Source organism: Streptomyces sp. WMMB303, from assembly GCF_029351045.1.
Classification (GTDB): Bacteria; Actinomycetota; Actinomycetes; order Streptomycetales; family Streptomycetaceae; genus Streptomyces.
This window is the reverse complement of sequence record NZ_JARKIN010000001.1, coordinates 5949556-5974968: the sequence shown is the minus strand read 5'-3', so window position 1 is coordinate 5974968 and position 25413 is coordinate 5949556. Positions and strand designations below refer to the sequence as shown.

Annotated in this window: 26 protein-coding genes and 1 pseudogene; 13 read left to right on the top strand and 14 right to left on the bottom strand. The window is 72.3% G+C overall.

Annotated elements, in window-relative coordinates:
• The first annotated feature begins 133 nt into the window (after window positions 1-133).
• The gene (locus P2424_RS25970) at window positions 134-637 is read left to right on the top strand and encodes a hypothetical protein (RefSeq protein WP_276478130.1); all 504 of its coding nucleotides are present in this window, start codon (window positions 134-136) and stop codon (window positions 635-637) included.
• Here the strand turns inward: P2424_RS25970 and P2424_RS25965 are convergent.
• The 4 genes from P2424_RS25965 to P2424_RS25950 form a co-directional block, all read right to left on the bottom strand.
• Window positions 612-1235, bottom strand: coding sequence for a nucleoside triphosphate pyrophosphatase (locus P2424_RS25965; RefSeq protein ID WP_276478129.1), 624 nt, complete (start codon window positions 1233-1235; stop codon window positions 612-614). The two genes, P2424_RS25970 and P2424_RS25965, sit on opposite strands and share 26 nt — an antisense overlap.
• 88 nt (window positions 1236-1323) lie before the next feature.
• Window positions 1324-1461, bottom strand: coding sequence for a hypothetical protein (locus tag P2424_RS25960; protein ID WP_019357729.1), 138 nt, complete (start codon window positions 1459-1461; stop codon window positions 1324-1326).
• A 94-nt stretch (window positions 1462-1555) separates the two neighbouring features.
• On the bottom strand, window positions 1556-1825 hold the full coding sequence (locus P2424_RS25955) for an acyl-CoA carboxylase subunit epsilon (protein ID WP_276478128.1): 270 nt from the start codon (window positions 1823-1825) through the stop codon (window positions 1556-1558).
• Between the two features lie 10 nt (window positions 1826-1835).
• Window positions 1836-3440 carry an acyl-CoA carboxylase subunit beta gene (locus tag P2424_RS25950; protein WP_276478127.1) on the bottom strand — a complete coding sequence of 535 codons (1605 nt, stop codon included), beginning with the start codon at window positions 3438-3440 and terminating at the stop codon, window positions 1836-1838.
• A 169-nt stretch (window positions 3441-3609) separates the two neighbouring features.
• On the opposite strand from P2424_RS25950, the gene P2424_RS25945 reads away from it, so the two are divergent.
• The 4 genes from P2424_RS25945 (at window position 3610) to P2424_RS25930 (ending at window position 8148) form a co-directional block, all read left to right on the top strand.
• The gene (locus P2424_RS25945; RefSeq protein WP_276478126.1) at window positions 3610-4458 is read left to right on the top strand and encodes a biotin--[acetyl-CoA-carboxylase] ligase; all 849 of its coding nucleotides are present in this window, start codon (window positions 3610-3612) and stop codon (window positions 4456-4458) included.
• Window positions 4459-4624: 166 nt separating this feature from the next.
• Entirely contained in the window at window positions 4625-5881 is a 1257-nt protein-coding gene (locus P2424_RS25940) for an adenylate/guanylate cyclase domain-containing protein (protein WP_276478125.1), read from the top strand.
• 88 nt (window positions 5882-5969) lie between these two features.
• A complete protein-coding gene (locus tag P2424_RS25935; protein WP_276478124.1) occupies window positions 5970-6770 on the top strand; it encodes an enoyl-CoA hydratase-related protein in 801 nt (266 codons plus the stop codon).
• Between the two features lie 136 nt (window positions 6771-6906).
• Window positions 6907-8148, top strand: a complete 1242-nt coding sequence (locus P2424_RS25930) for a sensor domain-containing diguanylate cyclase (protein ID WP_276478123.1) — start codon at window positions 6907-6909, stop codon at window positions 8146-8148.
• An 84-nt stretch (window positions 8149-8232) separates the two neighbouring features.
• Here the strand turns inward: P2424_RS25930 and P2424_RS25925 are convergent, their stop codons facing one another.
• Both P2424_RS25925 and P2424_RS25920 read right to left on the bottom strand, forming a co-directional pair.
• Window positions 8233-9117 (bottom strand): alpha/beta hydrolase, encoded by an 885-nt coding sequence (locus P2424_RS25925; RefSeq protein WP_276478122.1) that lies wholly within the window; start codon window positions 9115-9117, stop codon window positions 8233-8235.
• The gene (locus tag P2424_RS25920; protein WP_276479132.1) at window positions 9110-9817 is read right to left on the bottom strand and encodes a TetR/AcrR family transcriptional regulator; all 708 of its coding nucleotides are present in this window, start codon (window positions 9815-9817) and stop codon (window positions 9110-9112) included. Before P2424_RS25920 ends, P2424_RS25925 begins: the two co-directional genes overlap by 8 nt.
• A 149-nt stretch (window positions 9818-9966) precedes the next feature.
• Between P2424_RS25920 and hutH the strand changes: the two genes are divergently transcribed.
• The 3 genes from hutH to P2424_RS25905 all read left to right on the top strand — a co-directional run bounded on the left by hutH (window position 9967) and on the right by P2424_RS25905 (window position 13871).
• Window positions 9967-11514, top strand: coding sequence for a histidine ammonia-lyase (gene hutH / locus P2424_RS25915; RefSeq protein ID WP_276479131.1), 1548 nt, complete (start codon window positions 9967-9969; stop codon window positions 11512-11514).
• A gap of 613 nt (window positions 11515-12127) precedes the next feature.
• Complete coding sequence (locus P2424_RS25910) at window positions 12128-13360, top strand: Ig-like domain-containing protein (protein WP_276478121.1); 1233 nt, start codon at window positions 12128-12130, stop codon at window positions 13358-13360.
• 160 nt (window positions 13361-13520) lie between these two features.
• Entirely contained in the window at window positions 13521-13871 is a 351-nt protein-coding gene (locus tag P2424_RS25905; RefSeq protein WP_276478120.1) for a DUF1330 domain-containing protein, read from the top strand.
• A gap of 16 nt (window positions 13872-13887) precedes the next feature.
• Here P2424_RS25905 and P2424_RS25900 read toward each other — a convergent pair whose 3' ends face one another.
• Window positions 13888-14811, bottom strand: a complete 924-nt coding sequence (locus P2424_RS25900; RefSeq protein ID WP_276479130.1) for a phosphorothioated DNA-binding restriction endonuclease — start codon at window positions 14809-14811, stop codon at window positions 13888-13890.
• Between the two features lie 116 nt (window positions 14812-14927).
• Between P2424_RS25900 and P2424_RS25895 the strand changes: the two genes are divergently transcribed.
• On the top strand, window positions 14928-16637 hold the full coding sequence (locus tag P2424_RS25895) for a hypothetical protein (RefSeq protein WP_276478119.1): 1710 nt from the start codon (window positions 14928-14930) through the stop codon (window positions 16635-16637).
• Here P2424_RS25895 and P2424_RS25890 read toward each other — a convergent pair.
• Window positions 16591-17469: a potassium channel family protein gene (locus P2424_RS25890; protein ID WP_276478118.1), complete on the bottom strand. Its 879-nt coding sequence runs from the start codon at window positions 17467-17469 to the stop codon at window positions 16591-16593. The genes P2424_RS25895 and P2424_RS25890 overlap by 47 nt on opposite strands.
• Window positions 17470-17603: 134 nt before the next feature.
• Between P2424_RS25890 and P2424_RS25885 the strand changes: the two genes are divergently transcribed.
• Complete coding sequence (locus P2424_RS25885; RefSeq protein ID WP_346660117.1) at window positions 17604-18467, top strand: SagB/ThcOx family dehydrogenase; 864 nt, start codon at window positions 17604-17606, stop codon at window positions 18465-18467.
• 460 nt (window positions 18468-18927) lie between these two features.
• The gene (locus P2424_RS25880; RefSeq protein ID WP_276478116.1) at window positions 18928-19452 is read left to right on the top strand and encodes a hypothetical protein; all 525 of its coding nucleotides are present in this window, start codon (window positions 18928-18930) and stop codon (window positions 19450-19452) included.
• Between the two features lie 131 nt (window positions 19453-19583).
• Here P2424_RS25880 and cutA read toward each other — a convergent pair.
• From cutA to mca, 4 genes and pseudogenes are all read right to left on the bottom strand, one after another.
• Window positions 19584-19911, bottom strand: a pseudogene (gene cutA, locus P2424_RS25875) (divalent-cation tolerance protein CutA).
• Window positions 19912-20021: 110 nt separating this feature from the next.
• Complete coding sequence (gene msrA, locus P2424_RS25870) at window positions 20022-20687, bottom strand: peptide-methionine (S)-S-oxide reductase MsrA (protein ID WP_276478115.1); 666 nt, start codon at window positions 20685-20687, stop codon at window positions 20022-20024.
• A 53-nt stretch (window positions 20688-20740) separates the two neighbouring features.
• Window positions 20741-21043, bottom strand: a complete 303-nt coding sequence (locus tag P2424_RS25865) for a hypothetical protein (RefSeq protein ID WP_276478114.1) — start codon at window positions 21041-21043, stop codon at window positions 20741-20743.
• 4 nt (window positions 21044-21047) lie between these two features.
• On the bottom strand, window positions 21048-21926 hold the full coding sequence (gene mca, locus P2424_RS25860) for a mycothiol conjugate amidase Mca (RefSeq protein WP_112494235.1): 879 nt from the start codon (window positions 21924-21926) through the stop codon (window positions 21048-21050).
• Between the two features lie 177 nt (window positions 21927-22103).
• Between mca and P2424_RS25855 the strand changes: the two genes are divergently transcribed.
• The gene (locus tag P2424_RS25855) at window positions 22104-22523 is read left to right on the top strand and encodes a DUF4307 domain-containing protein (RefSeq protein ID WP_276478113.1); all 420 of its coding nucleotides are present in this window, start codon (window positions 22104-22106) and stop codon (window positions 22521-22523) included.
• Window positions 22524-22721: 198 nt separating this feature from the next.
• Entirely contained in the window at window positions 22722-23219 is a 498-nt protein-coding gene (gene greA / locus P2424_RS25850) for a transcription elongation factor GreA (protein WP_019357705.1), read from the top strand.
• 114 nt (window positions 23220-23333) lie between these two features.
• Here greA and P2424_RS25845 read toward each other — a convergent pair whose 3' ends face one another.
• Both P2424_RS25845 and P2424_RS25840 read right to left on the bottom strand, forming a co-directional pair.
• On the bottom strand, window positions 23334-24194 hold the full coding sequence (locus tag P2424_RS25845) for an ABC transporter permease (protein WP_276478111.1): 861 nt from the start codon (window positions 24192-24194) through the stop codon (window positions 23334-23336).
• Complete coding sequence (locus tag P2424_RS25840) at window positions 24191-25267, bottom strand: ATP-binding cassette domain-containing protein (RefSeq protein ID WP_276478110.1); 1077 nt, start codon at window positions 25265-25267, stop codon at window positions 24191-24193. The genes P2424_RS25845 and P2424_RS25840 overlap by 4 nt, the downstream gene beginning before the upstream one ends.
• Between the last annotated feature and the right edge of the window lie 146 nt (window positions 25268-25413).

The window sequence follows — 25413 nt, the reverse complement described above, 5'->3', positions numbered from 1 at the left end:
GTGAGTAGCGTTCGCCCTGCCAAGAGCACGTACCTGGAGTAACACGCAGCGCGCAGCGGAACCGTGTCGGGCGGGACGGCCGTCAAGTGACCGTCGGCGCACCGAAGATGCAGGCGACGGAAGAGGTGGCGGAGTGGCAGGGCGCAGACGGGCAGTGGCCGCGGTGACCGCGTTGGTGCTCACGATGGAAGCAGCCGTGCTCGTGGGGCTCAATCTCTTCCTGGGCAAGGTCGCGGACGCCCAGCAGATGTCCCTGGCCGGTATCGAACCGCGCGCCATGACGATCTCCGCGGTGATCGGCGCCGTGCTGGTCGGCGGCTATCTGCTCGGCTGCGCGCTGATCCTCCTGCGGACGGCGATACGTGACGTACCGCCGCGCGGCTTCTGGCGCATCGTGCTGATCAGTTGCGCGGTGGTGCACGGGGTGCTCGGCGCCTTCTGCGTCGGCCTCGTCGGCTGGCTGGCGTTCGCGCTGATGGTGAGCGTCCTGGGCCTCATCGTCTGGTCGTTGACCTGGTACGGCGAGGCGATGGCCCAGCCGGCCGGGCGCCCCGCCGGACACCCCGGCGACGGGACCGATGAGCGCCCCGGCGACGGGACCGGCGCCGGCGTCAGCGCGGAGCCCACAGGTCCGTGACGGCGACGCCCAGCTCGCCCAACAGCCTGCGCAGCGTGGGCAGGGAGAGCCCGAGCACATTGCCGTGGTCGCCCTCGATACCGTCCACGAACGGCCCGGAGCGGCCGTCGAGCGTGAACGCGCCCGCCACGTGGAGCGGTTCGCCGCTGCCGACGTAGGCCGCGACCTCCGCGTCGGAGGGCCGCCCGAAGTGCACCGTCGTCGAGGTCGTCACCGAGCGGCGCGCGCCCTCCGCGGCCGCGCGGGTGTCCACGACGCAGTGCCCGGTGTGCAGCACCCCGGAGCGGCCGCGCATGTCCCGCCAGCGGGCCGTCGCCTCCGCCGCGTCGGCGGGCTTGCCCAGCGGCAGCCCGTCCAGCTCCAGCACCGAGTCGCAGCCGACGACCAGCGCCTCGGCGGCCTCGGCCCGCGCGGCGACCGCCGCGGCCTTGGCCTCGGCCAGCACCCGGGCCAGTTCGGAGGGCGTCGGCGCGTCGAGCGCGTCCTCGTCCACCCCGCTGACGACCACCTCGGGCGCCATCCCGGCCTGCCGCAGCAGCGCGAGACGGGCGGGGGAGGCGGAGGCCAGCACAAGACGCGGTGAGTTCATGCGGGCCATCGTAAGGAGTCGCCGGACCGGGTACGGCGGGGGCGCCCGCGTCCAGGGAGGCCGGGGAGGCCCAGGAGACCGGGGAGACCGGGAACGCCTACGAGTAGGTGACCGACAACAGCAGCATCATCACCACCGCGGTGACCACGAGCAGTACCCAGCCGAGGCGGTGCACCTTCTCCTGGGTCCTGCGGATGTCCGGCGGCGGCTCGTCTCGGGGGTCGGACCACAGCATCCGCCCATGGTGGCCGCACCACCGCGCCCGCGCCTGAGTACGCGTACTCAGGCGCGGGCGCACGCGCGGCACGCCGGCGGGCGTGCGCGACCGGTCAGCCGGCCCAGAAGGTGCGGCGCCAGGCCTCCGGCCCCGGAGCCGGCGGCGGGCCGGGCACCGTACGGGCCGGGTCGGACCAGGCGCTGGGCACCGCCCGCCGCGGCGCCTCGGCCGGCACGGCGCCGGCCCGCACCCGCACCACCGCCAGCGCCGCCGCCAACTCCTCGGGAGTGGGGTTGCCCCGGACCACCCGGATGGACGGCTCGTCCCCGGCGTTGCCCTCGGCTGCGCCCCGCGGGGCGGTCTCGACGGACTCCGTCGTCATCGCACTCTCCTCACAGCGGGATGTTGCCGTGCTTCTTCGGCGGGAGCTGCTCCCGCTTGCTGCGCAGCGTGCGCAGGCCGCGGGTGATGTGGCGGCGGGTCTCCGCCGGGCGGATCACCGCGTCCACGTAGCCGCGCTCGGCCGCCACGTACGGATTCAGCAGCGCGTCCTCGTACTCCTGGGTGAGCTGGGCGCGCAGCTCCTCGGTCTGCTCGGGGCTACCGGCGCCGGCCAGCTTCTTGCGGTGCAGGATGTTGACCGCGCCCTGCGCGCCCATCACCGCGATCTGCGCCGTCGGCCAGGCGAAGTTGAGGTCGGCGCCCAGGTGCTTGGAGCCCATCACGTCGTAGGCGCCGCCGAACGCCTTCCGGGTGATCACCGTGATCAGCGGCACCGTCGCCTCCGCGTAGGCGTAGATCAGCTTGGCGCCGCGCCGGATGATCCCGTCGTACTCCTGGTCCGTGCCCGGCAGGAAGCCGGGGACGTCCACGAAGGTGAGCACGGGGATGTTGAACGAGTCGCAGGTGCGCACGAAGCGCGCCGCCTTCTCGCTCGCGTCGATGTTGAGGCAGCCGGCGAACTGCAGCGGCTGGTTGGCGACCACCCCCACCGGGCGGCCCTCGACGCGGCCGAACCCGGTGACGATGTTCGGCGCGAACAGCGCCTGCGTCTCCAGGAACTCGTTGTCGTCCAGCACGTGCTCGACGACGGTGTGCATGTCGTAGGGCTGGTTCGCCGAGTCCGGGATCAGGGCGTCCAGCTCCCGGTCCTCCTCGGAGGTCTCCAGGTCCGCCTCCTCCGGATAGCCGGGCGGCTCGGAGAGATTGTTGGAGGGCAGGTAGGACAGCAGCGCCTTGACGTACTCGATGGCGTCCTTCTCGTCCCCCGCCATGTGGTGCGCCACACCCGAGGTCGCGTTGTGCGTGCGGGCGCCGCCCAGCTCCTCGAAGCCGACGTCCTCACCGGTGACCGTCTTGATCACGTCCGGCCCGGTGATGAACATGTGCGAGGTCTGGTCGACCATCACCGTGAAGTCCGTGATCGCGGGCGAGTAGACCGCGCCGCCCGCACACGGGCCCAGGACCAGGGAGATCTGCGGGATCACCCCGGAGGCATGGGTGTTGCGGCGGAAGATCTCCGCGAACAGGCCGAGCGCCGCCACCCCCTCCTGGATCCGGGCGCCGCCGCCGTCGTTGATGCCCACGACCGGGCAGCCGGTCTTCAGCGCGAAGTCCATGACCTTCACGATCTTCTCGCCGTAGACCTCGCCGAGGGCGCCGCCGAAGATGGTGAAGTCCTGCGAGAAGACGCACACCGGGCGGCCGTCGACGGTGCCGTAGCCGGTGACCACGCCGTCTCCGTACGGGCGGTTCTTCTCCAGCCCGAAGTTGGTCGAGCGGTGCCGCGCGAACTCGTCCAGCTCGGTGAACGACCCCTCGTCGAGCAGGAGTTCCACCCGCTCCCGGGCGGTCAGTTTCCCCTTGGCGTGCTGCTTCTCCACCGCACGCTCCGAGCCCGCGTGCACGGCCTCCGCCGTGCGCTGCTCGAAGTCCGCGAGCTTGCCCGCGGTGGTGTGGATGTCGAGGTCGTCGATGTCGGGGCTGGGCGAGGACATCTCGGAGGGCTCCTTACCGTCGCGGGTTGGCTACCGACCCGTAGGCTATCTGCGACCTGCCCGTCACGGAGTGCGTCGTTGGCCACACTCGGGTCCACCCGGACCGGCGTCCGGCCTCGTCGGCGGGTGGCGGAGGGCCGGATCCGGCGTACGCCCATAACCTGGCCGCATGACGTCACACCGCTGGTCCGACCTCGACCGCCCCCCGCTCCGTCAGGCGGCCCTGCGCAGGGCCCTGCTCGCCCAGGACTCCCTCTGGACCGATCTGGAGGTGGTCGAGTCGATCGGCTCGACCAACACCGAGCTGGTGGCCCGCGCCCGCACAGGGAAGGCCGAGCCCGGCGCCGTCCTCGTCGCCGAGGAGCAGACCGCGGGCAAGGGCCGGCTGGACCGCTCGTGGACGGCCCCGCCCCGCTCCGGCCTCTTCTTCTCGATGCTGCTGCGCCCCGAGCCCCCGGCGGAGCGCTGGGGCTGGCTCCCGCTGCTGGCCGGGGTCGCCGCAGCCGGTGCGCTCGCCCGTACGGCCGGTGTCGACACCGGCCTCAAGTGGCCCAACGACGTGCTGACGACCGGCCGGGGCGGCGAACGCAAGGTCGGCGGCATCCTGGCGGAACGGGTCGACTCCGACGCCGTCGTCCTCGGTATCGGGCTCAACGTCAGCCTCCGCGAGGACGAGCTGCCGGTCCCCACCGCCGGTTCGCTGCTGCTGGCCGGAGCTCAGGGCACGGACCGGGACCCGCTGCTGCGTGCGGTGCTGCGCGCGGTGGAGGACTGGTACGGCCGCTGGACGGCGGCGGACGGCGATCCGGCGGCGTCGGCCGTGCTGGACGCCTACGCGGCGGGCTGCGTGACACTCGGCAGGACCGTGCGCGCGACGCTGCCCGGCGGGGGCGAGCTGGTGGGCGAGGCCGTCGCGGTGGACGGCGACGGCCGCCTGGTCATCGCCTCGGAACAGGGCGTACAGCATCCGGTCGCGGCCGGTGACATCGTCCATCTGCGCCCCGCGGCCGGAGCGTGAGGTAGCGCACAACTGCCGTAGGGTGGGCAATCGGCGGTGACATCGGGTGCCATCCGGGAGCGGTGGCCGGCCCGCCGGCAGATCGGGCAAGAGGGAACGGAAGGGCTGTGCGCAGGGACGACGCGAGGCCGCGACACCACGCCGCGGAGGGTGCGGGGAGCCCGCGGTGACCGCGGACGAACCGGGCGTGCCCGGACGCGGAGCGGCGTCAGCCGGGCCCGCATCGGAACCGGGTGCCACGGGCGCCGGAGCCGGAGCCGGGGACGACGACCGCGGAACGCCGGACGCCGCCGATCCGGCGGATGCCGCGGCGGATCCGCCCGGCGACCCCGCTGACGGTGCTCCCGCGGCGGGCGATCTCGCGGGCCCCTTCGCCGAGGGCGCCGGGGACCCGGACGACGAGCCCGACCCCAGCGCGCTGCGCATCGAGGAGCTCATCCTCGGGTCCGAGCGGCAGTACACGCCCTTCCAGGCCGCTCGTGCCGCCGGGGTCTCCATGGAGCTGGCCTCCCGGTTCTGGCGGGCGATGGGCTTCGCCGACGTCGGCCAGGCCAGGGCGCTGACCGAGGCCGACGTGCTGGCGCTGCGGCGGCTGTCGGGCCTGGTCGAGGCGGGACTGCTGAGCGAGACGATGGCGGTGCAGGTGGCCCGCTCCACCGGCCAGACCACGGCACGGCTCGCGGACTGGCAGATCGACTCGTTCCTGATGGGGCTGACCGAGCCGCCCGAGCCCGGGATGACCCGCAACGAGGTCACCTTCCCGCTGGTGCAGCTGCTGCTGCCCGAACTGGAGGAGTTCCTGGTCTATGTGTGGCGGCGGCAGCTGGCCGCCGCCACCGGCCGCGTCGTCCAGGCGCAGGACGACGAGGAGATGGTCAACCGGCGGCAGGCCATCGGCTTCGCCGACCTGGTGGGCTTCACCCGGTTGACCCGCCGCCTGGAGGACGAGGAACTGGGCGAGCTGGTGGAGGCGTTCGAGACCTCCTCGGCCGACCTGGTCGCCGCGCACGGCGGGCGGCTCATCAAGGCGCTGGGCGACGAGATCCTCTACGTCGCCGAGGATGCGGGCACGGCGGCGGAGATCGGGCTGCGGCTGATCGAGACGATGGCCAACGACGCGACGATGCCGGAGCTGCGGGTCGGTATCGCCTTCGGGACGATGACGACCCGGATGGGTGATGTCTTCGGCAACACGGTCAACCTCGCCAGCAGGCTGACCTCGATAGCGCCCAAGGACACGGTGCTGGTGGACGGTGCGCTGCGGGCCGAGCTGACCGCCTCGGGCGCCGCGCCGGAGTCGGAGAAGGAGAGCGAGGACCTGTCCGGGTACCGGTTCGCGCTCCAGCCGCTCTACCAGCGTCCGGTGCGCGGGCTGGGCGTCGTGGAGCCCTGGCTGCTGCGGCGCCGCGGCACCGGGGGCTAGCTGCGCCGACCCGGGTGGGTCGCGGGACGCGGCCGGGTGCGCGCCGGACGTTGACGGGCGGAAGTTAGCGACCGTTATCGTGGCGGCCATGGATCTCAGCGAGCAGGCGTTCGGGGAGTGGGTGCGGGTCCGCAAGGACGGGCACGTCGCGGAGCTGGTGATGGACCGGAGAGGGGCCATGAACGCCGTGTCGACGGCGTTCGCGGGCGCCCTGGCCGACGCGTGCGCCGCGCTCGCGCGGGACGGCGAGGTGCGGGCCACCGTGCTGACCTCCACGCACGAGCGCGCGTTCTGCGTCGGCGCCGACCTCAAGGAGCGCAACTCCTTCAGCGACGCGGAGCTGGCGGCCCAGCGTCCGCACGCCCGGGCCGCCTACACCGGGGTGCTGGAGCTGCCGATGCCGACGATCGCCGCCGTGCACGGCTACGCGCTGGGCGGCGGGTACGAACTGGCGCTGGCCTGCGATCTGATCGTGGCCGACCCCACCGCGGTGCTGGGCCTGCCCGAGGTGTCGGTCGGTGTCGTGCCGGGCGGCGGCGGCACCCAACTGCTGCCGCGCCGGGTGGGTGCGGCCCGGGCCGCCGAGCTGATCTTCACCGCGCGCCGGGTGGCCGCCGAGGAGGCGCAGGCGCTCGGCCTGGTCGACCTGCTCGCGGAGGAGGGTGAGGACCGGGCCGAGGCGCTGACGCTGGCGGCCCGGATCGCGGCCAACTCGCCGGTCGGGCTGCGCGCCGCCAAGCGGGCGCTGCGCACCGGATGGGGGATGGACCTGCGGGCGGGGCTGGAGGTGGAGGAGGCCGCCTGGCGCACGGTTGCCTTCTCCGGTGACCGCGCCGAGGGGGTCGCGGCGTTCAACGAGAAGCGGAAGCCGGACTGGCCCGGGGTCTGACCTCGGGGCTCGCCCGTCGGCGGGTCGTTGCGGCGGCCCGGCGGTCCGGTGTGCGGCCCGGGGATTTCTTCTTAGAGTGAGGCTCTGCGTAATGATCCGTGCGGCGGAACAGGACGAAGCCTCCTAATCTTGGCGTATGGGTCGAACAGTGGAGGACGCGGACGCGCGCCTCGATGCCGTCGTCGTGCTGTCCCAGGCCATGGCGGCGGCCCAGACCTCGGCGCCCGCAGCGGCCCGCCCGCACCCGCACCCCGAGGAAGACCCCGCGGCCGCCGTCGCACGCTCCCACCGGGACATAGCGCACGCGGCGGCCGAGGGCGCCCGCGCGGCGATGGGCGGCGCGTTCGCCGCCGTGTCCGTCTGGGAGCCGGCCGGCGGCAGACTGCGCGTACTGGCCAACGTGGGGGAGCGGGCCCCGGAAGAGGCCGAGTTCCCCGCCGACGAGTCCTACCCGGTGCACGACTTCCCGCAGCTCGCCGACCTGCTCCACGAGTGGTGGGCGGGCGGCGGCCGGCCGCAGGCGTGGGTGGTGGGCGACGGCCCGGAGGCGGTGGGCGGCGCCGGGGACCCGGCCGCGTACGGCTACCGGCAGGTGGCCGCACGCCGCCGCAGGGGCCGCGGCTCCTGCGTGATCGCACCGATAGTGCTGCGCGGCCGGGCCTGGGGAGAGCTGTATGTGGCACGGCCCGCCGGGGCCTCCCCCTTCACCCGTGGTGACGCCGACTTCGCCGCGGTGCTCGCCGCCCTCATAGCCTCGGGCATCGCACAGAACGAGCAGCTCGAGGAGGTCCGCAGGCTCGCCTACACCGATCCCCTCACCGGACTCGCCAACCGGCGCGCCGTCGAGACCCGGCTGGACGAGGCGATCGCGCTCCACCGCGATCTGGGCACCGTCGTCAGCCTCGTCGTCTGCGACATCAACGGGCTCAAAGGGGTCAACGACGCCCAGGGCCACGAGGCGGGCGACCGGCTGCTGGAACGGTTCGCCGCCGTGCTGTCCGCGGGGGCGGCCGCCCTGCCCGGCGCACTGGCCGGGCGGTTGGGCGGCGACGAGTTCTGCCTGCTGGCCGTGGGCCCCGCCGCCGACGAGGTGGTGGACGCCGTCGGCGGACTGTGCCGCAGGGCCGCCGAGCTGGAGCTGGGGGAGGGGGTGGCCTGCGGGATCGCGTCGACCGGCGAGCCGGTGGGCGCCGTACGCTCCGCGCACCGCCTCTTCCGGCTGGCGGACGCCGCCCAGTACCGCGCCAAGGCACTGCGCTCCGGCGAGCCGGTGATCGCCGGCCGGGAGGGCGGGCCCGACGACCCCACGGTCCGGCTGGCCGCCACCCCCGATCCGTTGCCGCCCGCCCCCGAGCGCCGTCGCTTCCGCCGGAGCTGAGCCCGGTCGCCGCGCGCCCGCCCCCGGACGGAGTCCTCGTCGGGCGCAGGCGCGCAGGCGCAGTCGCCGGCCGCGGCGCCGGTGTCAGCGGTCGGCTTCCGGTGCGGGTTCCGCCTCCCGCAGGGTGCGGTGCAGCGCGCGGGCGAACGCCGCCGGGTGCTCGACGCTGCCGAGGTGGCCGCCGGGGAACTCCCGGCACCGCGCCCCCACCGACTCGGCCAGCTCGGTGGCGAGGGTGTGCGGGAGCTGCCCGCGGGAGGCCCGGCCGACCCCGACGACCAGACGGCCCGAGGCGGCCCGGAGCCGGGCGAGGTCCGGGCTGTGGTGGGAGAAGGGCTTCAGCACGTGTCCCAGGAAGTGGGCGCTGCTCGCTTCGACGGCGGCCCGCAGCCCCTCCGGCATCGGTTCCGGCGCGCCCTCGTCCTCGTCCGGGTCGAGCGGCTTGGCTTCGCCCATCGCCGCACCCATCCGCGCGTAGCCGGGCCCGACACCCTCGCGTACGGCGACGTCGCTGATCTGCGCGAACGCGTCCAGTGCCGGTCCGGGGTCGGCTGAGACCCGGGCCAGCGGGGGCTCGTGCGCGACGGCGAGCCGCACCCGGTCGGGGTGGAGTGTCAGCAGTTCGACGGCGGTGATGCCGCCGGAACTGGTGCCGAACACATAGCAGGGCTCGTCGGGGGAGAGCAGATCGAGCAGCCGTCCGGCGTCGGCCGCGTGCACCGCCACGCGCTGCTCCTCACCGGGGGCGTCCAGCGGGCTGCCGCTGACCCCGCGCGGTGCGTAGCTCGCCACGGTGAAGTGGGCGGCGAGCGCGGGCGCCACGCCGTGGAAGACGTGCGCGTTCCCGGCGCCGCCCGGTATGAGCAGCAGCAGCGGTCCCGTGCCGCGCACCTCGTAGCCGAGGGTGGCGCCCGGGACGGGCAGCGAGCCGGAACGGGGCTCGGCGGCGTCGGGGGATCGGTCATTCACCGGTCTTCTCCTCTTCTCGGGTGTGCTCGATGTGTTCGGCCCCGTACCCGGTGTCCTCGGCCCCGCACCCGGCGGCCGGGTCCGGGTCCGGAACCGGGTGCGGGGCACCGGTGTTCCGCGGCTCCGGCTGCGTGGTCCGCGGCCAGTTCTCCAGCAGGAAGTGCAGCGCTTCCAGGGAGCGGTGCCAGGAGTCGTCGAGGCGCCGCGGGTGGCTGAACCCGGTGCGGGTCTCCAGGTCCGCGTAGCCGTGGAAGGTGCTGCGCAGCAGCCGTCCGGCGTCGGTCAGATCGGGTTCCCGGAGGCCGTATGCGCGCAGCATGCCGTAGGTCAGCTCGATGCTGCGGCGGTGGCCGACGGACTCGGCGGCGACGGTGGGATCGACCTGGAGCTGCCCTGCGGCGTAGCGGCCGGGGTGCTCGAGGGCGTAGCCGCGGAAGGCGTCGGCGAACGCGATCAGCGCGTCCTTGCCCGCGCGCCCGGCGACCGCGGCGCCGATCCGGTCGGTCATCTCGCGGGCCGCGCGGACGCAGAGCCGGGTGCGCAGGTCGGCGAGGTTGCGGACGTGGGAGTAGAGGCTGGCGTCCTTGACGCCGAACCCGCGGGCCAGCGCGGACAGCGTGACATTGTCCAGGCCCACCTCGTCCGCGAGCTCGGCTGCCGCCTGGACGATCCGGTCCACGGTCAGACCCGCGCGCACCATGCGCTCACCCATCCTCTCCGGCGTCGGCCGCGTACGGTCCGCAGCCTAAACCTAGGATCCCTAGGTAGAAAGCTAGTTTTCCTAGCCCGGGGCCGGTCGGCACCTCGTGACAGATGGCAATTCACTCACTAGGGTTCGTGAATATGAATATGCACACTGTGGTCGTCCGGAGCTCGGGCACCAGCCCCGAGGAGGTCGTCGCCGTGGCCCGGGACGGCGCCCGGGTCGAGCTGCACGAAGAGGCCCGTGAAGCGCTGCGCACCGCCCGCCGCTTCATCGACGACCTGGCCGCCAAGCCCGACCCGGTCTACGGCGTCTCCACCGGCTTCGGCGCCCTCGCCGTCCGGCACATCGGCCCGGACCTGCGCGCCCAGCTCCAGCGCAACATCGTCCGCTCGCACGCCGCGGGAATGGGCCCGCGGGTGGAGCGCGAAGTGGTGCGCGCGCTGATGTTCCTGCGGCTCAAGACCCTCGCCTCCGGCCGCACCGGGGTACGCGCCGAGGTGGCCCAGGCCATGGCCGACCTGCTCAACGCGGGCATCACACCGCTGGTGCACGAATACGGCTCGCTCGGCTGCTCCGGCGACCTCGCCCCGCTCTCCCACTGCGCCCTCACGCTGATGGGCGAGGGCGAGGCGGAGGGCCCCGACGGCGTGCTGCGACCGGCCGCCGAGCTGCTCGACCAGCACGGCCTCGCCCCCGTGGAACTGCGCGAGAAGGAGGGGCTGGCCCTCCTCAACGGCACCGACGGGATGCTCGGCATGCTGCTGATGGCGTGCGCCGACCTCGCGCGGCTGTTCAGCTCGGCCGATGTCGCGGCGGCTCTGTCGCTGGAGGCGCTGCTGGGGACCGACCGGGTGCTCGCCCCCGAACTGCACGCCGTCCGGCCGCACCCGGGGCAGGCCGCCAGCGCGGCCAACATGCTCAAGGTGCTGGAGGGATCGGGGCTCACCGGCCACCACCAGGACGACGCGCCGCGGGTGCAGGACGCCTACTCGGTGCGCTGCGCGCCGCAGGTCGCCGGAGCGGGCCGGGACACGCTCGCGCACGCCCGCGCGGTCGCCGAGCGGGAGCTGGCCTCGTCCGTCGACAACCCCGTGGTGCTGCCCGACGGGCGGGTCGAGTCCAACGGGAACTTCCACGGAGCCCCGGTCGCCTACGTCCTCGACTTCCTCGCCGTCGCCGTCGCGGACCTCGCCTCGATCGCCGAGCGCCGCACCGACCGGCTGCTGGACAAGAACCGCTCCCACGGCCTGCCGCCGTTCCTGGCCCATGACGCGGGTGTCGACTCCGGACTGATGATCGCCCAGTACACGCAGGCCGCGCTGGTCAGCGAGCTGAAGCGGCTGGCGGTGCCCGCCTCGGTCGACTCCATCCCGTCCTCCGCGATGCAGGAGGACCATGTGTCGATGGGCTGGTCGGCGGCCCGGAAGCTGCGCACCGCGGTGGACGGACTCGCCCGGGTGATCGGCGTCGAGGTGTACGCGGCGGCCCGGGCCGTCGAGCTGCGCTCCGGAACGGCCGGACTGGCGCCCGGGGAGGCTGCGCGGGCCGTGATCGCGGGACTGCGCGAGGCCGGGGCCGGGGGGCCGGGCGGGGACCGCTACCTCGCCCCGGACCTCGCGGCGGCCGAGGACTTCGTCCGCTCCGGCGCGCTGCTGGACGCGATCCGGCCGGTCACCGGACCGCTCGCCTAGCTGCGCCGCTACGGGCCTCGCCGGGCTCGCGGGGACGGCGGGACCGCCCGGGCCGCCGCGGCGGAGTGACGCAGCGTCGCCCCCGGTGACCGGCGGGTCACTCCGCGGCCGCGCCCCCGGCATGTTCCAACCGCGTCACAGAGTTGCTGTGATGGGTGGGATGTTCAGGTTTTTCGGGGGTAGCGTTGGCGGTGGGTACGAACCCGAGAGCGAGCAGGACTCCGCCGGCCGCCGCGGCAGTGGCCAGAGGGCGGCGGTGGACTGACAGCTTCGAGGGTCCGGCCTCGGACACGAACGCCCTCCTGGGTGCGTGGGTACGGCGTACGGCTTGGGGGTCAGTGACGAACTGGCCGTACGCGGGCCGATGTTACTGAGAAGCGGAGGCAAGGGGGAAGTCATACTTCCGCTTTTCCTGGGAACCAGGAGAAGTTACCTACCAGGCGACAGGTGTCCTGGACCACAGTTTGACAGAAAGTGGAACCGGTCATAGTCCCCGATGCGTTCTTGTGCAAGGAGCTGGAGCGCACATGTCCGATTTCGGACGCTGTGGGGGCTGCGCAGCTTTTTTTACCGGGGAGACATGGGGTTCCGAAGGCAGATGGAGAAGCCAGTGATGACGGGTGGGAAGCACCGCAGGGGTCTCGCGGTCACGGCCGCGCTGCTCGGTGGGGTGCTCACGCTGAGTGCCTGCGGCGGTGGTGACGACGGCGACGACACCGAGAAGTCGGCCACCAAGAACGACATATCCGCCGAGAAGGACAGCTCGTCCGCCCGAATAAAGATCTCCGCCAAGGACGGGGCCGACAACGCCAGCATCAACACCGGCGGCAACGTCACCGTCACCGGCGGCAAGCTCACCGAGGTGAGCCTGAAGGCGGTCCAGAGCGGCGCCACCATAGAGGGCAGCCTCGGCTCCGACGGCAAGAGCTGGAAGCCCGGCAAGCAGCTCGAGCGGGCCACCAAGTACGAGATCAGCGCCACGGCCAAGGACGGCGAGGGCCGCAAGGCCGTCGAGAACCGTACCTTCACCACCGTCGCGCCCGAGCACAGCTTCATCGGCACCTACGCCGGTGAGGACGGCTCCACGGTCGGGGTCGGCATGCCGGTCTCCATCACCTTCGACAAGCAGATCCAGAACAAGAAGGCCGTCCAGTCCGCGATCAAGGTCAGCTCCAGCAGCGGCCAGGAAGTCGTCGGCCACTGGTTCGGCAACGACCGCCTCGACTTCCGCCCCGAGGACTACTGGCAGCCCAACACCAAGGTCACCCTCGACCTCGGCCTCGACGGGGTGAAGGCGGGCAACGGCAACGTCGGCGTCCAGGACAAGAAGGTCACCTTCAACATCGGGCGCAAGCAGGTCAGCACAGTCGATGTGAAGTCCTACAAGATGAAGGTCGAGCGCGACGGCAAGGTCGTCAAGACCATCCCGATCTCGGCCGGCAGCGCGAAGAACCCCACGTACAACGGACAGATGGTGATCTCCGAGAAGCACAAGGAGACCCGGATGGACGGCAACACCGTCGGGTTCGGCCGCAAGGGCGCCGAGGGCTACGACATCCCGGACGTCCCGCACGCCATGCGGCTGTCCACCTCGGGCACCTTCATCCACGGCAACTACTGGGGCGCGCCCTTCGGCTCCGGCAACACCAGCCACGGCTGCGTCGGCCTCAAGGACACCCGCGGCGCGGGCAGCACCTCGACCGACGCCGGCTGGTTCTACGAGAACTCGATGATCGGCGACGTCGTCGTGGTCAAGGGCTCCCCGGACAAGACGATCCAGCCCGACAACGGCCTCAACGGCTGGAACATGAGCTGGTCGGAGTGGAAGGCCGGCTCCGCGGTCTGATCCGCCGACACCTCCGCCACACGGCTGCGGGCCCCGCGTTGCGCGGGGCCCGCAGCCGTGTGCGGGCCCGCCCTTACCTGCCGGGTCATCGCCTCCGGGCCCTCGCGTGGCGACACTGGTCGCGCCGCACCAGACCGCCACTCGACCCACGGAGGCCCCCATGGCCGCGTACGCGATAGCCCGGCTGCGCAACCGCGAGATCCACCCCGACCTGGTCACCTACGTCGAGCGCATCCAGGCGGGCCTCGACCCCTACCGGGGCCGCTTCCTCGTGCACTGCGGCGCCCCCGAGGTGGTGGAGGGCTCCTGGGCCGGCGGCGTCGCCGTCATCGAGTTCCCCGACCGGGAGACGGCCCGCGCCTGGTACGCCTCCCCGGCCTACCAGGAACTGCTCCCGCTGCGCACCGCGCACATCGACGGCGACGTGATCATCGCGGAGGGCGTCGGCGAGGACTACGACCCCGCCTCCATGGCCGCCGCCTTCCACCGGGCGATGGCCCGGCAGCCGTAATACGTCGACCCCCGGCCTAACCCCGGAAGACCTGCGTGGTGTGCCACCGCGCGTAGGGCGCGGCGACCGGCGCCGCCCCGGCCTCCTCCCGTGCCGCCACCGGCCGCCCGGCCAGTTCCCGGACCTGGGCGCGGGCCGCGGCGCCCGCGCCGGAGAAGCGGGCGGAGACGGTGATCCGCAGCCCCGGGTCCAATCCCAGCACGCCCTTGTCGAACAGCTTGTGGTGCAGGGAGCACAGGCACAGCGCGTTCGACAGCTCGTCCGGCCCGTCGTACGCCCACCAGTGCACATGCGCCGCCTCCAGCCCCACCGGGCGGCGGCCCAGCGCGCCGTCGAAACCGCAGAAGGCGCAGCGGTTGCCGTACGCGGCCAGCACCCGGGCACGGAGCCGCCGCGCGACACCCGGGTCCCGGACGAAGCGGTGGGCCGGAACCCGCGTCCGGTCTGCCGCCCCGCCGGGCTCCCCGGTCATCCGGGCCAGGTCCGCCGCCTCCAGGTCCAGCCCCGCGTCGGCGGCGATGTCCGCCTGGAGGGACGGCGGGAAGTGCAGGTCGAGGAGAGTGCGGGCGAGGACGGACAGCAGGGCGGGATCGGTGTCCAGCGCCTCGCGCAGCTCCGGCACCAGCCGGCCCACCGCGCCGCTCTCCCGCAGCCGCCGGACGCCGGGACCCGGACTGTCCGGGCCGGAGTCCGTACGCACCTCCCACACGCCGTCGTTCACCAGATGATGGAAGGGGTACCCCGGCGACGTCCTGCGGGGCGGACCGTACTCGCGCAGCAGCCCGGCCAGGTCCTCCTCGACATCCGTGTACCGCAGCCCGCTCCCCGGCGCGGTCTGGAACCGGCCCAGCGCGTACAGCAGCAACAGCGGTTTGTGCGGCGCCCGTTCCGTCCCGGAGGACCACTGCCGCAGTCCGCCGACCCGCCCCACCCAGTCCACGTCCGCCACGTCCACGTCCACCACCCGAGCGAGGGTACGCCGTCCCGCCCGCACGTGGTCCGGCGCGCGGCGGCGCCTGCGGCGAACGGCACCGCCGCGGCGGCAGGATGCCGTGCATGTCCACAACTGCACGGAATGCCGAGCCGACCGGTTGCCGGGACCGCTGGTGGCTGGCCGGCGTCTGCGGGGTCTTCGGGGCGCTCTCACTGGCGGTCGTCCACCCCGGCCTGCCACTCGGCTGGGACGAGCTCGTCTACGCCAGCCGCTTCGCCCCCTACGGCCCCGAGACGCCGTTCAGCGCCCCCCGCACCCGCGGCGTGCCGCTGCTGATCGCCCCGGTCGCCGCCCTCGGCCACTCCGTGCCGCTGCTGCGCTGCTATCTGACCGTCGCCGCGGCACTCGCCCTCTACCTCGGCTTCCTGCCGTGGCTGCGCGCGGTCGCCCGGCGGGGCGTGGTGCCGCTCGCCGCCGCGCTCTACAGCAGCGTGTGGTTCGCGCTGTTCTACGCGGGCGCCGCCATGCCCAACCACTACGTCGCCATGGGGCTGACCGCGGCCCTCGGCTGCTGCGTGCCCGCGCCCGGTGACACGTCGTCCCCCGCGGCCGCGGGCGGGGCCACGCCCGGACCGGTCCGGGCGCGGGTGCGCACCTGGGGCGCCGTGGCGGCGGCGCTGGCCGCCGCCACCCTGATACGGCCCAACGACACCGTCTGGCCGGTCGCCGTGCTGCTCGGGGCCGCGCTGTGGGCCCACCTGAGGCAGAGCCGGCGGAAGCCGGAGCGGACGGAGCCGGGCGGGCCGGAATCGGGCCGGCCGCCACGCTCCGGAGCCCCGGCCCCGGCCCCGCCCCTGGCCCCGGCCGTCGCGCTCGCCGCGACGGCCGGGGTGCTGCTCGGGCTGCTGCCCTGGGCAGTGGAGGCCCGACTGCGCTTCGGCAGCGTGCTGGAGCGGGTGCGTGCGGCCGGTGACATCCAGGGCGGGATGCACCTCCACCTGTCCCTGGACACCGTGTTCCGGCACGCCGCGGCACTCGACGGGCCACTGCTCTGCCGCCCCTGTGAAGGGGCGACCGTCGGATGGGCGTCCGCCGCATGGTGGCTGCTGATCCCGCCACTGGTCGCCCTCGGCGTCAACACGGCGCGCGAGGAGGGCCGTACGGCACTCGCGGTGCTGCCCACCGCGGCGGCGGCCGCCGTGGCCGTCCCGTACCTGTTCTTCATGGACTACGCGGCGCCGCGCTTCCTTTTGCCCACCTATGCGCTGCTGGCACCGGTGGCCGCGCTGGGAGTGTGCGGAGCACTCCGGTGGGCGAGGACGGCGCGGAAGCTGCGGCTGCTCGTCCCGCTCGCGGCGACCTTGGCGCTGCTGCACCTCGGCTTCCAACTCCACCAGTTGGACCTCCACTCCGGCATCCAGGCAGCGGCCCGCCAGGACTGGCAGCGCATGGAACGCGTCCTGCGCGCCCACGGTGTGCGCCCACCGTGCGTACTGGCCGGGAACAGCTCCACCATCCCCGTCGCCCACACCGCGGGCTGCCGGCCCGCCGCGCAGGGCCACCCGGCTGCGGAGGACCGTCCTGCCGCGGGGGGCCGCCCCCACGCCCTCGTCCTGCGCGGCGTCCCGCTGCCCGCGTGGGCGGCGCGGGCCGACTGGCGACTGCACCCGGTACCGCACACCTACAACCCGGGCTGGCGCGTCGCGGTCCCCCCGCCGACCGTCCTCGGGGCGCCCCGGCGGCTCTCCGGCGGCCGGCTCCCGGACGCGCAGTCGTCCGACCCCGTCATGGCAGGGGAGGCCGCCGCCCATGGTCGTGCGCGTACGCGGTGAAGACCTCCGCGGGAGTGCCGCCCGTCCGCAGGAACCGCTGGTCGAGAGCGAGAGCGAGGTCTGCCAGCGCATTCCCGAGTACGGTGGCGGCCAGCCGCACCTCGCTCTGCTCACTGGAGTGCCCGCGGCGGCCGAGATCGACGGCATAGTCGATCGTGGCGGCCAGCGAGAGGTCCTCCTCGCCGTCGTGGAAGTAGTAGGCGTCCGGGTACTGGGTGAAATCCACGCGGATCCGCACCACTTCCGCGGCGATGCCCTCCAGCAGTGCCGCCCCCGTGGCCGAGTGCAGATACTGGGCGGGCGGCTGGACGCGGCGCAGCATGGCCAGCCGCAGCGCCAGGCTCCTCCGGCGGGCCAGCGCGGGATAGATCTGCAGCACCCAGGAGACCGTCGCGGTCAGCAACGCCAGCCCCACCAGCGCCTCCAGCGGTGCGACGAGCCGCAGCCAGCCCGCGGTCGGCGCGATGTCCCCGATCCCCAACGTCGCCAGGTTGACCAGCGACACGTACAGGGAGTCGAGCAGATCCCCGTGCTCGTGCGGCGCCAGCCCGGCCGCGAAGGCGAACCCCTCCGGCATGTGCGGCAGATAGACGAGCGCCCACCCCAGGACCACGAGACAGGTCCACATCCCGACGACCGTCACCATCGCCAGCGGCCCGACCAGCTCGTTCATGCCCCTGCGCGCGGGGAACAGATGCGACAGCCTCCACAGCGCCGTCATCACGAGGCGGCTGGCGCCGCCCCTGCGGGTCGGATGCCAGAGCGTGTGGAACAGATCCCGCAGTGCGGCCAGCACCAGCCCGGCCCCGAGGAGCGACACCAACCAATCCATCCACCCAGCATGCGCTCCGCGGCGCCCCGGACACAGCAGGTGAGCCCGCGTCCTCGGGCCCGGCCGGCACGCCCGGCGGACAGCCCAGCGTCGTCCCGCCGGACCCGCGGCCGTTGCCCGCCCCTCCGGCGAGCATGTTCGCCGACGCCTTCGGATTCCAAGGCAGCCTCTCGGGCGACCCCGGTGAACCCGATGTCCAGGGCCCTCTCGCCGCAGGCGGCCGGAGGCGTGCCGGACTGGCGCCTTCGAAGTTCCGTCGACAGACGCCGTACCTCTATGCGACCGTGAGGCCTCCCCGCGTTGCTCGGGGACAGCCATGGCACTCTCAACCTCCGCCCTGCGGTGTGTGCTTGCCTGGGCTGATGACACAGCGAGAAGCGCCACTGCAGGCTGCTCGGCACACGCCTCCCGTCGGAAGTCTGGGGGCCATGCTGATAAAGCGACGCAGCACTCGCAGTTTCGCGCCCCGTCCCTTGAGCATCGGCCACGTCGCGCTCATGGTGTGGGCGGCGCAGGGGCGGACTACTGGTGAGCGCCGCACAAGCCCGTCGGCACATGCGTTGTACCCACTGACACTCACAGCTGTCGCGGGAAGCGTCGACGGCCTGGCCCCCGGTGCCTACCGATACGACGCCGAGCGCGATGTCCTGACCCTGATCGCCGACGGCGACCACCGCGACCGGGTCGCCGGCACCACCCTCGCCGACCACCTCTGGCTGCGTCAGGCGCCGGTGCTCCTGCTGCTCAGCGGAGATCTGGAGGCGGCTACGCAACACTTCGCCGACCAGCGGCCGCTGGGGCAGCGGGGCGCGCGGTACGTGTGGTTGGAGGCCGGGCACGCCAGCCAGAACATCTACCTCCAAGCCGCCGAGAGCGGCCTGGGGGCTGTGCTCGTCGCCGGATTCGACGACGACCAGCTCCTTGAGCTCACTCCTGCGGTAGTGCCATCCGGTCAGCACCCTCTGGCCCTGCTCGGCGTCGGCCATCCGGCCGAATGACAGAGGCGCATCTGCACCTGACGTTGCGGCGCCGACAGGTGCGGCCATTGACCATCGGCCTGTAAGGGCAATCGAACATCTGATGGCCGCAGGTCGCAGCATGGAGCCGGTGTGTCGGCAGAACCTGTTCGCGATCCTGATGCCCCGGGGACGCTTCCCTGGCGGGAGAGATCGAGCAGGCCACGGCCATCGCCGAGCCATCGCCGGGGATGGGAACTCTCAGCGAGAGTGGCATCCGTCCGCCCATGGCAGCGCCTCGCCCCGATGGATCAGCCCCGGCTGCCCGAGAGCTCTCGTTCGGGTTCTGTGTGCGGCGCGGCGGATCGCCCCCTGACCGCTCCCGCGAGGAACCCTCTGGACGACGCGCCGCACGGCACGGGGAGCAAGGAGCCACTGTCACGGTGTTCTTGCCCTGCGTAGCATCTAGTGAAGATGCTACGCACGACAGGGGGAGGGGCGGATGGCAGTACCGGGTGAGAGAGAGCTGGGCAGGTTCGTGCGTCGGTACGAGACCGACGTGGCGCGACATGGACGGGCCGGGATCATCTGGTTACCGACCGGGTTGGTGGCTTTGGCCGTTTCCGTTCCGGTCGTCATCCAGACCTTCAAGGAGTCGGCCAGCGGCGCCTTTGCCGGACTGCTGCTCGGCGTAGCGCTGGTTTCTCTCTGGTCGGGGATCACCAACGGGCTGCGCTACCTCAGCCGGCACGGCGAGGTCTACATGCTGCGCCAGGGCGGGCTGGTCTATCGCAGGACCGGCGAAACCCGGGTGATTCCATGGGAAAGTATCGCCAAGGTGTCTGATCACGGACAGGACAACGCAATCAGTAGGGCCATGGGATGGGACGTACACTGCCGAATCCGGACCAGGGCCGACAAGAGCCTGCTGCTCACCGGATTCACCGAAGACGCCGCGGAGCTGTCGCTGACAGTGCACCGTGCCGTACATGAGGGTGTATGGCCACTGCCGCCCGGGGCGGTGTAGGAGAGCGTCCCGTGACCTCCGGTGCGTCCGCCCGACCACGGCAGCGCCTCGCCCCGCTCCTCCGGCAGCTCAGCGATCACCGGGGGCTTCCGGCCGTGGCCGATGTGCTGGAGCGGGCCGGAATTGAGTGATCAGTCCGCAGGGTTCGGCTCGGTTGTCCGCTCCACCCACCGCAGGTAGGCGTCCGAACCCGCCACGATCGGCACTGCCGACACCTCCGGGTTCTTCCACGGGTGGTGCTCCACGAGGTGCGCCTCAAGATCTGCGTACCGGTCGGCACGGGCTCTTGAACAGCAGTTGCCACTCTTCCCCCGTGCCGAACTCGCCCAGGTGCCGGAAGACGGAGACCACCGGACCGACGATCTGCGCACGTGGCTCGAGCCGGGCCGTCACCACCGATCCCGCGAGGGTGGTGGCCTGCTCCCGGGTCTCCGTCGCCACCTGAAGGAAGTCGGTCATACCGGCGAGCCCAGTCCGCCTCGCCGGTCAGCGCTCCGATGCGGCGACGCTCGTTCGCCCCGTCCTTGCGGACGGCGCCCCCACGCGGCTGCGGGCCCGCTCTCCGCGCCTCACTCGCCCGACGGGGCCAGCCCGATCGGGCAGCTGACGCCCGTGCCGCCGATGCCGCAGTAGCCGGCCGGGTTCTTGTCGAGGTACTGCTGGTGGTAGCCCTCGGCGGGGTAGAAGGGGCGGCCCTCGGCGGGGAGGATCTCGGTGGTGATCCCGCCGTGTCCGGAGCCGGTGAGGACCTGCTGGTAGGCGTTCCGGGAGGCTTCGGCGGTGGTGGCCTGCGCGGGGGAGTGAGTGTAGATCGCCGAGCGGTACTGGGTGCCGGTGTCGTTGCCCTGGCGGAAGCCCTGGGTGGGGTCGTGGGACTCCCAGAAGCGCTTGAGCAGCGTCTCGTAGGAGACCTTCGCCGGGTCGTACACGACGCGTACCGCCTCGGTGTGCCCGGTCAGGCCCGAGCAGACCTCCTCGTAGGTGGGGTTCGGGGTGGATCCGCCCTGATAGCCGACGAGGGTCGTCCAGACGCCGTCCGTCGTCCAGAAGACGCGCTCGGCGCCCCAGAAGCAGCCCATGCCGAAGTCGGCGATCTCCAGACCCTCCGGGTACGGGCCCTGGAGCGCCGTGCCGAGCACGGTGTGGCGCCCGGGTACCGCGTACTCCGGCTCGGGGCGGCCCTGGAGGGCTTCCTCGGGGGTGGGGACGCGGTTCTTGAACCTGCCGAACAGCATGTCGTTCTCCAGACGGAGGTCGCGGCGAGGGGCCGGGGCGGTCGGCGGGCCGCTCAGCCCTTTCGCTCGGATGGTGCCGGGGCGGCGGCCTCGGCCTTGCGCGCGTCGGCGGCGTCGGTCCCGTCGGCGGTCTCCTCGGCGGTCCCGCCGGTGGCGCCCGCCGCGGGCGCGGTGCCGGCGGGCTCCTCGAAGTCCACGCGCCGCATGTGCTTGTTCATCGACTTCATCAGCATCCACACGGCCGCGCCGATGAGGGCGAAGACGACGAAGCCGAGCACGCCGGGGGTCACCTTGTTCTCGTCCAGGTCCTTCGCGAGCGGAAGGACCTGGACGAGCGTTGTCTGCGTCGGGCTCATACCGTCAATTCTCGCGGATGCCCGCGAAGAGGTCGTGCTCGGGGAGCGAGGTCTCCACGCGGGACTTCGCCAACTCGTACTCCTCGGTCGGCCAGACCTCCCGCTGGATGTCCATCGGGACGCGGAACCAGCCGCCGTCCGGATCGATCTGGGTGGCGTGCGCGATCAGTGCCTTGTCGCGGATCTCGAAGAAGTCGCCGCAGGGTACGAAGGTGGTGATCTCGCGTTCCTTGATCCCCATCTTCTCCCAGCGCTCCAGCCACTGGGTGTAGGGCGACTCCAGGCCGCGGTCCAGCATCGCCTGGTGCATCGCCTCGGTGCGCTGCCGGTTGAAGCCCTGGTTGTAGTAGAGCTTCTGCGGCTGCCACGCCGGGCCGAACGCCTCCTCGGGGTACTTCTCGGTGTCCGCCGCGTGCTCGAAGGCGACCATCGAGATCTTGTGGGTCATGATGTGGTCGGGGTGCGGGTAGCCGCCGTTCTCGTCGTAGGTGGTGATCACCTGGGGGCGGAACTCGCGGATGAGCCGCACCAGCGCTCCGGCGGCCTCGTCCACCTCCTGGAGGGCGAAGCAGCCCTCGGGCAGCGGCGGCAGCGGGTCGCCCTCGGGCAGGCCCGAGTCGACGAAGCCGAGCCACGCCTGCTTCACGCCCAGGATCTCCCGGGCCTCGTCCATCTCCTTGCGGCGTACCTCGTGGATGTGCTCCTCGACGTAGGTGTCGCCCTGGAGCTTCGGGTTGAGGATGGAGCCCCGCTCGCCCCCCGTGCACGTCGCGACGAGCACGTCCACCCCCTCGTCGACGTACTTCGCCATGGTGGCCGCACCCTTGCTCGACTCGTCGTCGGGGTGTGCGTGCACGGCCATCAGTCGCAGTTGCTCAGTCACAACTCAATCCTCATAGGTCAAAGCGGCTCCGCCATCGGCCCCGCCCGCCGTCGGCGGATTCGGGAGCGGCTTCTATAGTGACCGAATCAGCACCGTGATGTATTCCCGGTCCGGGCCCGCCCGGCTCCGGCCGGGTCCGCCGCGCACGGTCGGAGCGCCTGCCGAGAGGAACGGACCATGGTCGACCTGCGCCAACAGGTCCCCGAGGGGCGGTACGGGCGTGCCGCGGGCCGTGCCGCGGGCGGGGAGGCGCGCACGGATCGTCGGCTGAAGGTCACCGGCGGTGTGCTGGGGGCGCTGATGCTCGCGCTGATCACCTGGTTCGGGGTCGCGTACATCTCCGGCCAGCAGGTGAGCGGAGAGTTGATCAAGTTCAAGGTGGTCTCCGACAGCGCGGTGCAGGTCCACGTGGAGGTGCGCAAGGAGGCCGGGGCCGCGGGCGTGTGCACGCTGCGCACCCGTGCGGAGGACGGCAGCGAGGTCGGCCGCAAGAACGCGGAGTTCGCCGCGGGGGCTTCCCGGGTGGACGAGGTCGTCACCGTGCGTACCACGGCGCGCGCCACGAGTGCCGAGCTGATCGGCTGCCAGGAGCGCTGAGGCGGGCGGCCTCCCGGCGTCCGGCCGACCTTCCGGCTCGTCCGGCGGACCCTGTTGACCTGGGGTGGAGCCGGAGTCTTCTTCCCTTTTCCGGCGGAATTGTTAAGCTCGTGGTTTCGCCCACCAGTGCAGGCGCACCCTTTCTGGTAGGGCGTTTTCTGCATCAGCTTCATATCCCAGTACCGACGAGGAGCACCTGTGACCCAGACCAGCGACAACGTCACCTGGCTGACCCAGGAGGCGTACTCCCAGCTCAAGGCCGAGCTGGAGTACCTGTCGGGTCCTGCACGCACCGAGATCTCCAAGAAGATCGAGGCGGCTCGCGAGGAGGGCGACCTCCGCGAGAACGGCGGGTACCACGCGGCCAAGGAGGAGCAGGGCAAGCAGGAGCTGCGTATCCGGCAGCTCCAGCAGCTCCTGGAGAACGCCAAGGTCGGTGAGGCTCCGGCGGACGACGGTGTGGTGGAGCCCGGCATGGTGGTCAAGATCGCCTTCGACGGTGACGAGGACGACACGATCACCTTCCTGCTGGCCTCACGCGAGTACGCCAGCTCCGAGATCGAGACCTACTCTCCGCAGTCGCCCCTGGGCTCCGGCGTGATGGGCAAGAAGGTCGGCCAGGACGCCGAGTACGAGCTGCCGAACGGCAAGATGGCCTCCGTCCGCATCATGGAGGCGAAGCCCTACCGGAGCTGATGGCGGAACTCCCGACGCCTGCGGCGGACGGCCCGCGCGGTTTCGCGCGGGCCGTCCGCCGCGTGTGCGCGGGTGCTGGGGCGGGTGCGCCGCGGGCCGTGCGGCCCGCGCCGTTCACCCGGTGGCCGAGCGGTATTTGCGGACCGCCAGGGTGCGGAAGACGGCGATGATGACCACGGACCACAGCACCGAGGCCACGGCCGGGTGCTGCATGGGCCAGGCGTCCGGGACGGGGTAGCCGGCGGGCAGGTTGCCGAACAGTTCGCGGCAGGCCACCACGGTGGCGCTGAAGGGGTTCCATTCCGCTACGTGCTGCAAGAAGGCGGGCATGTTCTGGGAGGGGACGAACGCGACGGAGATGAAGGTCAGCGGGAACAGCCAGATCAGCCCGCCGGAGGTGGCGGCTTCCGGGGTGCGTACCGAGAGCCCGATGAGCGCCCCGATCCAGGTGAACGCGTAGCCGAGCAGCAGCAGCAGGCCGAAGCCGGCGAGTGCGTCGGGGATGCCGTCGTGCGGTGCCCAGCCGACGAGTGCGGCGACGACGGCGAGTACGACCAGGGTCAGTGCCGTCTGCACCAGGTCGGCCAGGGTGCGTCCGGTCAGTACGGCCCCGCGGGTCATCGGCAGCGAGCGGAACCGGTCGACGAGTCCCTTGTGCATGTCCTCGGCGATGCCCGCGCTGGCGCCGGCGGTCGCGAAGGTGACGGTCTGCGCGAAGATGCCCGCCATCAGGAACTCGCGGTAGGAACCGGCGTCGGTGCCGGCTCCGGGGACTTTGATGGAGCCGCCGAAGACGTAGCTGAACAGCACCACGAACATGATCGGTTGGATCAGTCCGAAGATGACGACTTCGGGGATGCGCACCATGCGGATCAGGTTGCGCTTGGCCATCACCAGTGAGTCGGTGATCGACTGGGCGGCGCCGCCGCGGCCCCTGGGGGCCGTGGGCGACGCCGCCTGCGCTGCGGCGGTCATGGCGTGTTCTCCTCGGATTCCGGCGCGTGCGCGCCCGGCTGCTGGGATGCGGACCGGTCCCCGTCCGGTCCCGGGTTCGGGATCGCGTCCTGGTCGGTCGTGCCCGGGCCGCGCGCGTCTTCGGCGGCGTGGCCGGTCAGGGAGATGAAGACGTCGTCGAGGGTGGGGCGGCGCAGGCCGATGTCGTCGATCTCGATGCCGCGGCCGTCCAACTCCCGGATCACCTCGGCCAGCAGTTTGGCGCCGCCGGCGACCGGGACGGTCAGTTTGCGGGTGTGCTGTTCGACGGTGCAGCCCTCGTGGGCCGGGCCGGGCAGCGCGTGGCTGTCGAGGATGGAGCGGGCCGCGGGGATGTCCGCGCGGTCGTGGACGACGACCTCGATGCGCTCGCCGCCGGTGCGGGCCTTGAGCTGGTCGGAGGTGCCGCGTGCGATGACCTTGCCGTGGTCGACGACGGCGATGTCGTGCGCGAGCCGGTCGGCCTCCTCCAGGTACTGCGTGGTCAGCAGCAGCGTCGTGCCGCCCGCGACGAGTTCCTCGATGACTTCCCACAACTGCTGCCGGTTGCGCGGGTCGAGGCCGGTGGTGGGTTCGTCCATGAACATCACCGGCGGGCTGACGACCAGCGCGGCGGCGAGGTCCAGGCGGCGGCGCATGCCGCCCGAGTAGGTCTTGGCCGTCCGGTCGGCGGCGTCGGCGAGGTTGAAGCGCTCCAGCAGTTCCCGTGCGCGCTTCTTCGCGTCGCGTCCGGACATCTGGTAGAGCTGCCCGACCATCTGCAGGTTCTCGCGGCCGGTCAGATACTCGTCGACGGCGGCGAACTGGCCGGAGAGGCCGATGGAGCGGCGTACCGCGGTCGGGTTCTTCAGGACGTCGAGGCCGGCGACGACGGCGCGGCCCGCGTCGGGACGCAGGAGGGTGGTCAGTACCCGGACCGCGGTGGTCTTGCCCGCGCCGTTGGGGCCGAGCAGGCCCAGCACGGTGGATTCGGGGACGTCGAGGTCGACGCCGTCCAGAGCCCTCACCTCGCCGAAGGTCTTCACCAGCCCCTCGGCGTATATGGCACCTGGCATGGATGGACTCCCAGAGTGTGGAGCGAGACACGCTACGAAAATGCTAGAGGTGCCGGGAAGTTCCGGCATGTACGGAGATGCGGCGTACCGGGGTTCGCCGCACAGCAGTATGAAGCGACGCGATGTATCGCGTCAAGAAATACGCG